7 protein-coding genes are annotated in these 11,973 nt (G+C 44.4%); 3 read left to right on the top strand and 4 right to left on the bottom strand.

Annotation, left to right across the window (positions count from 1 at the left end):
• Positions 1 to 15: 15 nt before the first annotated feature.
• The 3 genes from AC1DWN_RS03180 to AC1DWN_RS03170 form a co-directional block, all read right to left on the bottom strand.
• Complete coding sequence (locus tag AC1DWN_RS03180; protein WP_477557492.1) at positions 16 to 861, bottom strand: ABC transporter permease; 846 nt, start codon at positions 859 to 861, stop codon at positions 16 to 18.
• 4 nt (positions 862 to 865) lie between these two features.
• Positions 866 to 1,816, bottom strand: coding sequence for an ABC transporter permease (locus AC1DWN_RS03175; RefSeq protein ID WP_477557491.1), 951 nt, complete (start codon positions 1,814 to 1,816; stop codon positions 866 to 868).
• A gap of 167 nt (positions 1,817 to 1,983) precedes the next feature.
• Positions 1,984 to 3,609, bottom strand: coding sequence for an ABC transporter substrate-binding protein (locus tag AC1DWN_RS03170; protein WP_477557490.1), 1,626 nt, complete (start codon positions 3,607 to 3,609; stop codon positions 1,984 to 1,986).
• Between the two features lie 522 nt (positions 3,610 to 4,131).
• Between AC1DWN_RS03170 and AC1DWN_RS03165 the strand changes: the two genes are divergently transcribed.
• The 3 genes from AC1DWN_RS03165 to AC1DWN_RS03155 all read left to right on the top strand — a co-directional run bounded on the left by AC1DWN_RS03165 (position 4,132) and on the right by AC1DWN_RS03155 (position 9,320).
• Entirely contained in the window at positions 4,132 to 5,877 is a 1,746-nt protein-coding gene (locus AC1DWN_RS03165; RefSeq protein WP_477557489.1) for an ABC transporter ATP-binding protein, read from the top strand.
• 22 nt (positions 5,878 to 5,899) lie between these two features.
• A complete protein-coding gene (locus AC1DWN_RS03160; protein ID WP_477557488.1) occupies positions 5,900 to 7,936 on the top strand; it encodes an ABC transporter ATP-binding protein in 2,037 nt (678 codons plus the stop codon).
• A 457-nt stretch (positions 7,937 to 8,393) separates the two neighbouring features.
• On the top strand, positions 8,394 to 9,320 hold the full coding sequence (locus AC1DWN_RS03155) for a hypothetical protein (protein WP_477557487.1): 927 nt from the start codon (positions 8,394 to 8,396) through the stop codon (positions 9,318 to 9,320).
• Between the two features lie 140 nt (positions 9,321 to 9,460).
• Here AC1DWN_RS03155 and AC1DWN_RS03150 read toward each other — a convergent pair.
• On the bottom strand, positions 9,461 to 11,973 hold a 2,513-nt coding region (locus AC1DWN_RS03150), incomplete at its 5' end, for a putative bifunctional diguanylate cyclase/phosphodiesterase (protein WP_477557486.1).

Below are 11,973 nucleotides of genomic sequence, written 5' to 3'. Positions count from 1 at the left end.
CCGTTACCTAACGGCTTATCTCTTTATAAGCTTCGGCTCGAATCCTACGCGCAAAATATCACCGAGCACGTTAAAGCTAAGAACCGTCAGCAGAATGAATAGGCCTGGAAATAAAGCGAGATATGGTGCTTGCGCGATATATCCCTGCGCGTTATTCAGCATACTGCCCCAAGTTGCATTGGGAGCTTGCACTCCGAAACCTAGAAAGCTCAGGGAAGATTCCATCATAATCGCAGATGCGATGTTGTTAGTCGCTCCTACTATAATGACAGGCATCAAGTTAGGGAGAATATGCTTGCCAATAATTCCAAATGCGCCTTGACCAGATGCCTGCGCGTACAAGACATACTCTCGCTCTTTGATCGTCATCGTCTCAGCCCTTACGATTCTGGCAATGTTCATCCACATCAAGAGGGAAATAATAACAATAATATTGCCTACACTTGGTTTGAGAAACACGCTAAGCAATAGAAGAATAAGAAAGGACGGAATCGACATTACGATTTCGAGCAGTCTCATAAGTAAATTATCAATGAACCCGCCAAAATAGCCGCTGATTACTCCGACTATTACACCAATTCCGGTCGCGAGAATCATGGACGCGAAACCAACCATAAGTGATACACGGCCTCCATAAAGCGCCCTAGCAAAATAGTCCCTTCCAAAATCATCTGTCCCAAACCAATGCCCCGCACTAGGAGGCTGCAATCGTTCCATAACGTTCAACGCATTAGGATCGTGCGGTGAAAGGAAAGCAAGTGCGGCCGCTAGGGTGAACACGACCAGGATGACAATTCCCGCGATACCGAGTCCGTTCGAGAACAACTCATTGCGGACGTTTAGCCATTTGCTCCGATTCATACGATTACCTCCTCGTCTTAATTCGCGGATCCGCGAATCCGTATAGAATATCCGCAGCTAGATTGCCAAAGATCAGCATAACGGAGGAGAATAACGTAATTCCCATGATGACAGGGTAGTCCATTCCTCTTACAGCGGTCATGCCAAGGGATCCGATCCCCGGCCAAGAAAATACCGTCTCCGTGACTATCGCACCTGTCACTAAGTCTGCGAACGACATGCCTAGCAGCGTTATGACGGGCAACAGCACATGCTTCATAACATGACGGTACAAGATGGTCTTCTTCGTTGATCCAAAAGCATATTGAATTTGTACATAATCTTCCTTAAGCTGACCGATTGTACTCGACCTTATATATCTGACGTAGACCGCAAGAAAACCAAAAGCGAGTATAAAGCAAGGAAGAATACCATGTTTAATAACGTCTATGACGGAATTGACCCCGATTGTTCGCATCCCCATACTTGGCAGCCACTGAAGCTTAACTGAGAAGAAGTACATAAGCAGCATAGCAAGCCAGAACAAGGGAACGGAGATACCGATATACGAGAATAAGTTAATCAGCTTGTCAACAAAGCGATTTCGGTTTGCCCCCGCAACTAGGCCAAGAGGTATGGCTAGTATTACGGCGAGTGCGATGGATGTACCCATCAAGCCCGCCGTTGCCGGAAGACGATCCAAAATCTGATCGAGCACGGGCTGATGGTTGATCAGAGAGTAACCTAAATTTCCGGATAAAACCTCTTTGATCCAAATTAAGTATTGCATATAGGCTGGCTTATCCAAGCCTAAGTTATGCCGAATCCGTTCGATATCCTCCGCATGCATATTTGGCGTGACGAAGGATAGAACGGGATCTCCAGGCGCGAGTTTAACCAAAGTGAAGCAAACAATCGATACGAAGAACAGCATCGGTATAGTTTGCAGCAATCTTCTGGCGATGAGTTGTCCCATGCGTGCATTCTCCTAGTCAGATATGGACAAAAAAATAAGCTGAACGTTCCAGCTTATTTTCCTACGTCCAATTATAAGAATTTATATGTTATACACTTATAATAGGCTTATAATTCAACGCGAAACGAGCTTTTGCCACCAAGGACGGCRAYAGCCGTTTACGCTTGTTATTTCAGGTAGATTTTAGACAAATCTTCAAAAATAACGACCGGTTTAAGAACCGCTTCTTCCAGGCCGCCGAATTTCTTATCAACCGCTACAATTGATTTCGTGTAGGCAATCGGATAAACCGCTGCATCACCCGCTACGATTTCTTGAAGCTTTTTATAGATCTCTCCGCGCTTCGTCGGATCAGCTTCACCGGCACCCTGCTTGAAGAGCTCGTCGACTTCTTTGTTATTGTAATGCGTGTAGTTAGAACCTTCTGTTGATTTATACAAAATGCTGTAAGCGTCAGGGTCGAAGCCCATAATATATCCGCCTGCAATCAGTTCAAAGTCTGTTGAATTCGGATCTGTAAATTTCTCCATGTAAGCAGAAGCGTCCATCGACTTGATCTCTACATCAACTCCAACAGCTTTCAGCTTCTGTTGCACGTATAGTCCAATTGCTTCTTGTGCCTTGTTGCCGCTCGATAAGATGAAACGCAGCTTAAGCCCATCTACTCCTGCAGCTTTAAGCATCTCTTTCGCTTTTGCTGGATCATTATCGAAGGTAGTTAATTCATTTGTTTGGTACAGAGCGTCTGGTGCGAAAATAGATTTCGCTGGATCCGCATATTCATTAGAAGTATAAGCGACTTGGATAAGTTCGTCACGACTAAGCGCATAGGATAGAGCCTGTCTAACTTCTTTCTTGCCTAAAACGCCTGTATCACTATTGTGATTAAACAGAAGGTATGACAATCTTCCTTCGCTGTAAGGCAGAATTTCAAACTTGTTTGAAGTTTGAATAGTGCCTACATCTTGTGGATCAATATATTTAATGTTGATTTCGCCGCTTTGAAGAGCTAGGTTAGCTGCATTCGTATCTTTTGCAATTCGGTATGTGATCGAATCAAGGTGCGGTTTGCCGCCGAAGTAACCATCGAATCTCTCCAACGTTACATATTCACCTGTTTTGTACTCCTTGAACTTAAATGCTCCTGAACCAATTGGTGCATCATTTTTAGAACTTTTCTCAAGGTCAGCTTCATTCTCAAAAATATGCTTTGGAATAGGAGACACTTGAACTAATGTAGCTTCGAATGCCGGGCTAACTTGCGGCAGCTTAAATTCTACTGTCGTTTCGTCAACTTTAACGGCTTGGATTGGTTTGCCATTAACGATGAAGTTCCCTCTAAGGAAACTGTTTTGTTTCTCATCGAGAATTTTATCAATTGTGAATACGACATCATCTGCTGTCAGCTTCTCGCCATCGTGCCAAGTAAGACCGCTTTTCAGCTTCAATGTGTAAGTAAGATTGTCTGCGGATGCTTCTAAGCTGTCTGCTAGGTAGAACGTTTTCTTGCCTTTGTTAACTTGGAACAAAGGAGCGAACAATGCTTGGTCAATGGTTAAGCTTACACGGTCGCCTGCATAGTTCGGATTCAAAATAACTGGATCGGCACCAACAGCGATAATGGCGCTGCCGCCTTCTTTCGGTTTATCTCCACCAGTCTGGGATTCATTAGCTGGTGAATTGGATGAACCCTCTGATGGGTTTTGTTTCGTGTTATTTCCGGAGCAAGCACTGACCAACAAGGTCAATATTACCAATGTAATGACTCCGAATATGCTTTTACGATTACGCATAGTTCCATCCTCCATGTCTCTCATTTATGTGATTTGTTGAATATACCATATATTTGATCGGATTACTAGGAATTTAATTTGAAGGTGCATAAAAGATATCTTTTAYATGATAATTCATAATGACCCATTTGATCAACTCCTTAATGTGATTGGATAGGTATTGACAGTAATTTCTTCCAATGGTAAAGTGACAAATAGATTTTATTCGAGAGGAGGATTACGTTCCATGAGAAATTATAGTGATTTTATGTCGTCCGTAGCAATTAATCATCGTTTCAAAATGAATAACGTAATCCATCCGCGCGTCATTTCTCTTTGATTAAAGGGTAATCCCAAATCAAAGGCGCATGGTTACGTACCGTAATCATGCGCCTTTTCTATGCTTAAAGAGTGCGACTGCAGCCTATCACGGATGTGTCGTTTGTCTCTTGCAGGAAGAAGCGTGTCGTTACGGCGACTCGCTTTTTTGCGTTTTCTAGGAAAATGAAGCTTGGATGGATAGCGGAAGGTGTGATAAGAAGCATGTTTAGTGTACTCAAAAAGTTGAGTTGGTTCTTTAAGCTTTATTGGAAACGTTATACCGTAGCCATCTCTCTTCTAGTATTGACGGGTTTTCTAGATGTAATTCCGCCATGGCTAATTGGTTACACAATTGATGGCATTCATCAGGATCTGCTAGGTCAGACTGAGTTTGATCTCGTACTGTTCAGTTGGATTGGCATTACGGTCGTTGGATATTTCATTACGTATATATGGCACTATCAGCTTTTTGGCGGAGCATTCGTACTTGAGCGAATATTGCGTACGAATCTTATGAGTCATTTTCTGAAAATGACTCCAACCTTCTATGAACGCAACCGTACAGGTGATTTAATGGCGCGTTCGACGAATGATCTAGGTGCGGTAGCACAGACTGCTGGGTTCGGTATATTAACTCTAATTGATTCAACCTTGTTCATGATTACTATATTAATTGTAATGGCTGGACTCATAAGCGTGAAGCTGACGCTTGCAGCGCTGCTGCCGCTACCATTAATGGCTCTTGCGATGAAGCATTATGGTAAAAAAATTCACGAGCGTTTTATGGATGCACAGGATGCATTCGGCGATTTGAACGATCAGGTGCTGGAGTCCGTTTCTGGCGTACGTGTTATTCGCGCGTTCGTACAGGAGGATGCAAGCAAGGCTCGGTTCAGCGCCAAGACACAAGATGTGCTGAGTAAAAATATTGCAGTTGCCCGTATAGATGCGCTGTTCGAGCCAACTATGAAAATTCTTGTTGGAACGAGCTATTTAATTGGGCTCTGTTATGGCGGTTACTTAGTTTTTCATAATGAAATTACGCTTGGGGAATTAGTATCCTTTAACGTCTTCCTTGGTATGCTCATTTGGCCTATGTTCGCGATTGGAGAGCTTATCAATATTATGCAGCGTGGTAACGCATCACTTGATCGTGTTAATGAAACACTTGGTTATAAACCAGACGTACAGGATGCTGCTGTACCAGCGGAGGTGGCTGAGCCAGAAACGCTTCAGTTCCAGCATGTAACCTTCCGTTATCCATCTTCCAACGTGGATAACTTAGTGGATGTGTCGTTCAAGCTCCGTCAAGGTCAAACCCTGGGCATCGTTGGACGCACCGGCAGCGGTAAAACAACGCTTCTAAAGCAGCTGCTGCGTGAATATCCCGTTGGTAAAGGCAATATAACGATATCAGGAGCTCCAATTGGAAGCTTGAAAATTGATCATTTGCTCGGCTGGATAGGCTACGTGCCGCAGCAGCCGATTTTATTCTCCAGGACGATCCGCGAGAATATCTTCTTCGGTCTCAAGGATGGAACGGACGCAGATTTACAGCGAGCGTTGGAGCGTGCTTCCTTTGCTAAGGACATTGCCTTTTTGCCTGATGGGCTGGAGACGCTAGTTGGCGAGAAGGGTGTCGCGCTTTCCGGTGGGCAGAAGCAGCGAGTCAGTATAGCTCGTGCGCTTATTTCGAATCCTGATATATTGTTAATGGATGATGCCTTGTCTGCAGTTGATGGCAAGACGGAGTCTGAAATTATTGAAGGCATTCGCACAGAACGGGCGGGCAAAACAACACTTATCACGACGCATCGATTGTCCGCAGTCCAGCATGCCGATTGGATTATCGTGCTTGATGAAGGACGTATTGTACAAGAGGGTACTCATGAGCAATTGCTTGAGAGCGGCGGATGGTATCGGGAGCAGTATGATCGCCAGCAGTTGGAAGCTATTATTGAAACGTAATAAATGAAGGGCGTGAAGAGCAATGGGTAACACAGGAAAACGATTGTTTCAATACGCCATGCTTTATAAGAAAACGATCCTGCTCGCGCTGCTGCTGCTTGTGCTAGCTGTAAGCGCAGAGCTTGCAGGGCCGTTTATTGCCAAACGAATGATTGATCAAAACATTCTCGGTATCGAGAAAAAATGGCATGAGGTCGAGGCAGAACAATCCTATGCGGTTCATTATAAAGATAAATGGTATAAGCGTGAGGATCACTTTGCCGCTGGTGCTGCTACTGAGGACCAGAAAGGTAAAGAGGTACGAGTGCTTCAGGTTGGGCGTCAATTTTATTGGCTGGATGAGGCGCTTAAGTTTAAGGGAGGCAAGCGAGTAGTTGAGGGCGATGAAATGACCGTAACCAATAAGGATACAGGTGAGACGGCCTCCTACACAGTAACGAAGCTTTCCTCAAAAGAGCTCTATTCGTTCTATGAACCAGAGTTTCCGGCACTAATACGTATGGCTATTATGTATTTTGGCTTGCTGCTGCTTGTTGCCGTGTTTACGTACGGCCAGCGTCTCATGCTGCAAACATCAGCTAATCGGATCGTGCGTAAGATGCGGAATGATATTTTTGCACATACGCACCGCTTGCCGGTTCAATACTACGACAATTTGTCGGCGGGGCAAGTTGTCTCCCGAGTGACAAATGATACGGAAGCGATTCGTGAGCTTTACGTTGGGGTTTTAGCTAATTTTTTTACAGGCGTTATCTATATTGTTGCGATTTATGGTGCGTTATTCCTGCTGGATGCACGTCTAGCATTGATCTCGCTGCCAATCATTCCAATTCTGATCGTTTGGATTATCGTATATCGGCGGTTTGCAGCAAAGTATAATCGCATTATTCGGACGAAGCTTAGCGAGATTAATGGCATGATCAATGAATCGATTCAAGGGATGACAATCATTCAAGCTTTTCGTCATAAGAAGGAGACGACAAAGGAGTTTGAGGAGCTGAATGATCATTATTACACGTATCAAAACAAGCTTCTTAGTTTAAATTCCATTACCTCGCATAATTTGGTGAACGTCGTTCGAAACATTTTATTTTTAGTAGTGATTTGGATGTTCTGGGGCGGATCATTTGGTTCGGCTTTATCGGTCGGTGTGCTTTACGCCTTCGTAGATTATATGAATCGAATGTTCGCACCGATTGTTGGTATCGTAAATCAACTATCTAATTTGGAGACGGCAAGGGTATCAGCAGAGCGTGTATTTACTCTAATGGATGAAGTGGGTATCGACGTAGCGGCTGGTGGTATGGAACGTTATAAGGGTGAGGTTTCCTTTGATGATGTTTCGTTTGCCTATAAGAAGGATGAGTTAGTGCTTCGCAATATTACTTTTAAAGCGAATCAAGGTGAAACGGTTGCGCTCGTTGGTCACACCGGATCAGGCAAAAGCTCGATATTGAACTTATTGTTCCGTTTCTATGATACGAACGAAGGGCGTATTGTGGTGGATGGTACCGATGTTCGGGATATTCCGAAGCAGCATTTACGTCAGCATATGGGTATTGTACTGCAGGATCCGTTCCTGTTCACGGGAACGATTGCGTCTAATGTTAGCCTGGGTAATCCGGAGATTAGCAGGCAAAAGGTGGAGCAGGCACTTCGAGATGTTGGTGCCTATGATATGTTCAGTCAGTTTCCAGACGGCATTGATGCGCCAGTTATTGAGAAAGGCAGCACGCTGTCCGCGGGTCAGCGGCAGTTGATCTCATTCGCAAGAGCGCTGGCCTATGATCCAGCGATTCTTATTTTGGATGAGGCAACGGCGAGCATTGATACGGAGACAGAAGCGATTATTCAGGAGGCGCTTGATGTGCTCAAGAAAGGGCGCACGACGTTTGTTATCGCGCATAGGCTGTCGACCATTCGTGGAGCGGACCAAATTTTGGTGCTCGATCGCGGTGTTATTGTGGAGCACGGCAATCATGACCAGCTGATGGAGAAGCAAGGCAAGTACTTCGCCATGTATCAGCTGCAGTTCGGATCTGCTGTAACATCGGCATAGGCCAAAGGCTGGTATGGGGTTAGCAATTGATAGTTGAAGAAGCTGTAAGCATCGAAATGGTGCTTACAGCTTCTTTTTTTGGTTAGTTTCGGTTTGTAAGCTTGATTTTTCGGCTTAAAGCTCGATAATCTGCGCGAATAGGGGGTTTGGGGAGGCTGTAAGCATGATTTGAAGGCTTAAGGCTTCTTTTTTTGGTCAGTTTGAGTCTGTAAGCGTGATTATTGAGCTTAAGGGATATTCTTGTATCATTTTGACGAGGTCGGGTTGCAGCTATGCGTTATTTGGGGCTTATTCAGTTTGATTTAGGTTGATTATGGTGGGCGAAGGTAGTTGAAGGCAGTTGAGCTGGAAGATGTTCAGCTAACTTTCAGCTGGGATTAAAGGGGAATTAAGGAGCGATGGCTAGAATGAAGCCTGTAACAACAAAACAAACTTTTTTCGAGAGGTGGATGGTAACATGATGAAATCGAAAACGAAAGCTATTACGGCCGTCGCTATTGTATTGGCACTTACAATTGGAGGAGTTGGTCTCCGKACGAGCCAATTAGCTAATGCGGCGGAGGTAGATAGTGGAGGCAGTGCATTGAAGCAAAGTCAGACCGCGCAAACGAATGAAGGACAGGCTAGTAAGGGGCGCGGAGGCAAACGCAGTGGGTTTGATCATGTTAGAGGGCTAGGAATGACGCAAATTAAAGAGCAATTGCAGAAGTACTTAGAGCTTGACGAGGCAGCGCTTAAATCAAAGTTAGAGACGACAACGCTAGCAGAGCTGGCAGCAGAGCAAGGTAAAACGAGAGCGGAATTAAAAGCTAAGCTAGTGGAATGGCTCAATGCTGCGCAAGCGGAGGCTTCGAAAATAGCAACTACAGATGGAAGCAATCAAGGTGCTGAAGCAGACGCTCAGATCAAACCAGACAACGATGCTGCGGCTGAGAGACTTCTTGACTCCAAAGGTTTTGAGCTAGGCAAGCATGGCGGACTTAGAGGATTTGGCGGAGAAGGAAAGGGCTTCAATAGCGATGCGGTAGCCAAAGTTCTAGGAGTAACTAGCGATGAGCTAAAAACAGCAATGAAGGCAGGGAAGACACTTGCAGCACTTGCAGTTGAGAAGGGCGTTAAGACTCAGGCGGTTATTGATGTACTGGTAAGCGCGAGTAAAGAAAAGCTAGATGAGCAGCTTGCAGTGGGAAAAATAACGAAGGAGCAGCTTGATACGAAGCTTGCAGAAGCTGCTGATCGCGCTGCTAAGCAGGTAAGCGGCGAGTTGCCGACATTTGGCGGAGGTAAAGAAGGAAGAGGAGAACGGGGTGATTGCCCGGGTGGTACGGCTACTACTGATGATGAGGCTGCAGCTAAAGCGGAAGCTACCGCTCCGACTGCTTAATAATGAAGCAGGTTTTTATTACAGCGGAAAAGCGGCCATGTGGCCGCTTTTTTGGTTGTAAGTTTTATTTGGTTGCAGGCACTTTTGCATGTAACTGCCGTTGGCTAAAAGCATTTTCTAGTCCTTATGCAGATGCAGTTTTACTCCGAACTGAGTCCATAGCCTACTCTCTGCAAATCAGCAACTTTTCCTTGATTTCTTAGCATTTGCTCAAACTCCTCAGGAGGAAGCGGCTTGCTGAACAAATAGCCCTGAAGCTCATCGCATTGCAGATCGGTGCAAAGCTGTGATTCAGCGAGCGTCTCTACTCCCTCGGCAACGACCTTCATATTCATGCTGTGTACCAGCTCGATAATGGCTTTTACAATAGAAGACTTCTTCTCATCGTTAGCAATATCGGAGATGAAGGAGCGATCAAGTTTCACGTCAGAAATAGGCAATCGGCGCAGTTGGTTCAATGAGGAATAGCCCGTACCGAAATCATCTATGGAAATATAAATGCCAAGCTTACGCAAATGTATGATTCGCTCGATCACCTGCTCCATATTTTGCATAAAGACGCTTTCTGTTAATTCGAGGCTTACGTACTGAGCTTCTAATCCGGTTTCTTCCAATACATTTACGATCATTTCAATTAAATGACCTTGGTCGAAATGTCTTCCTGAAATGTTGACTGAAACGCATATTTTCTGTAATCCAGCATCCTGCCAAGCCTTGTTCTGTCTGCAGGCTTCACGGAATACCCAGCTATCGATTTCAAAAATAAATCCGGATTGCTCAGCAAGCGGAATGAAGCGATCTGGCGGAATCATGCCAAGTTCAGGATGCTTCCAGCGAATCAGTGCTTCGATGCCGCAGAGCTCTCCGGTTAATGCGTTTATTTTCGGCTGATAGTTTAATGAAAATTGATTTTCTAGCAGGGCATGATGCAAACCGTTTTCTAATTGCATTTTTTCTGTTAATGCTGTCTTCAAGTTGGGCTTGAAAAACCGATAGCATCCATCTCCTTGCTCCTTAGCACTGTACATGGCGATATCAGCATTTCTAACAATCGTATCCAGGTCGCCTCCATCCTGAGGGAATATACTAATTCCTACACTAACGGTTAGGAAAAGAGCCGTTCCGTCAATGTTTACAGGGGCATCAAACGAACGACAGATCGACTGCGCGGTGTTGTGCATAGCGGCCTCGTCATCAAACTGTCCTACAAACACAAATTCGTCTCCGCCTAGTCTGAACACGGTGCAATAATCTTGTGTAGCCGCTTCGAAACGTTCAGCCGCTTTCTGCAGAAGAATATCTCCGACCGAGTGTCCGAGTGTATCATTAATTTGCTTGAATCGATTTATATCCGCGAACATGACAGCAATCGACTGTTCTGTACCTGAATACAATAGGATCATATCTTGAAAGTGCTTGTTAAACTGCAGCCTGTTCGGCAATCCGGTCAGCATATCATAATAGGCAAGCTGGTGCAGACGTTCCTCCGATTGCTGCAGCAAGTAAGTTTGCGTCTCCAGTCGCTCTCGATTGGTTTGCGATTCATGAAACAGATGAAGAAGATTGGCGGACATATGTTTGAAGTTAGAAATGAGTAAATGAATCTCCATAATACTGCTGTCAGGCCATTCGACGGTCTCCATTTGTTTCAGCTTATGCGGTAAATCTGTAGTTGAGGCAGTCAATCTAGTCAGGCTTTGTACAAGCTTGCGGTTTATCAAGTAAGAAAGAAGAGCTGAGAACAAAGCTAGACCTACTAAATAAGCAAAGTGAGTAAAGTATTTGGAAAATAAATAATTTTGAAAGTCTGTGATTGGAACATGAACAAAGACGTTCCATTTGCCACCAGCTAGGGCGTCAGAATATACGAAATAACCGTCATGCCAAGTATAAAAGTACTTTGTATTAGATTTCGGATTAGGAATATTTAAATACATGTTCGCATTTATAGGTGTTCGTTTATTGCGCTCTGCCAAGTTTAATGTTTGCCCTATTTCAATCTGATTGCTTGAAGCGATTATTTGGCGTTGATGATTGGTTATTGTAATGGCGAGCTTTGGAGTGCCCGAATTGATATATTCTTGGATAAATTTCTCTTGATCTTCTGATGTTGGACGACCAGTCTGCATGGACCATTCATTCAAAGTGTAGGATAGACGGCCTACTTCATTAATAGACAGCCGCTTTGCGCTCATGCTTACCTCTTTGAAAGAGCTCTGGCTGTTCATATAGATATTTAGTAGAAAGGATACAAATATAATGCCGAATGAAAAATGAAACAGCAGCTTGCTGAAAGCATGAGGACGTCGGTCATAAGTAGAGAATCCGCTCCATTTGCGCAAAGGGATATACGAATGTATGACTTCGGCGAACAATGCGTTAAACATGCCGCTTACGGCGATGATACTTGCTATGAGCAACAAATCGTAAGAACCAGAGGGGTACTGTTTATAGCAGGTGATATAAATCAAAGGTATTCCGATTATAAACCAAAAAACCACATCACAGCGAAACAGACGATCCCGGTATTTTTTTATAAGTAGACCTACCGTTGCCGATTCGAGGAAGCCGATACCATGGATTAAGGGCTGATCATGAAGCCAAATGCCTAAGGAATAGACGACTGCAGCTGCCAATAGTCCAAGTCCATAGC

The organism is Paenibacillus sp. P4_A7 (assembly GCF_056402455.1).
Note: the sequence above shows the minus strand (reverse complement) of the source record. Positions and strands in the feature narration are given on the sequence as shown.

Bases quoted from the DNA above. Each gene is read 5' to 3' on its own strand.
- AC1DWN_RS03180 (WP_477557492.1), bottom strand. From the start codon at position 861: ATGAATCGGAGCAAATGGCTAAACGTCCGCAATGAGTTGTTCTCGAAC.
- AC1DWN_RS03175 (WP_477557491.1), bottom strand. From the start codon at position 1,816: ATGGGACAACTCATCGCCAGAAGATTGCTGCAAACTATACCGATGCTG.
- AC1DWN_RS03170 (WP_477557490.1), bottom strand. From the start codon at position 3,609: ATGCGTAATCGTAAAAGCATATTCGGAGTCATTACATTGGTAATATTG.
- AC1DWN_RS03160 (WP_477557488.1), top strand. From the start codon at position 5,900: ATGGGTAACACAGGAAAACGATTGTTTCAATACGCCATGCTTTATAAG.
- AC1DWN_RS03165 (WP_477557489.1), top strand. From the start codon at position 4,132: ATGTTTAGTGTACTCAAAAAGTTGAGTTGGTTCTTTAAGCTTTATTGG.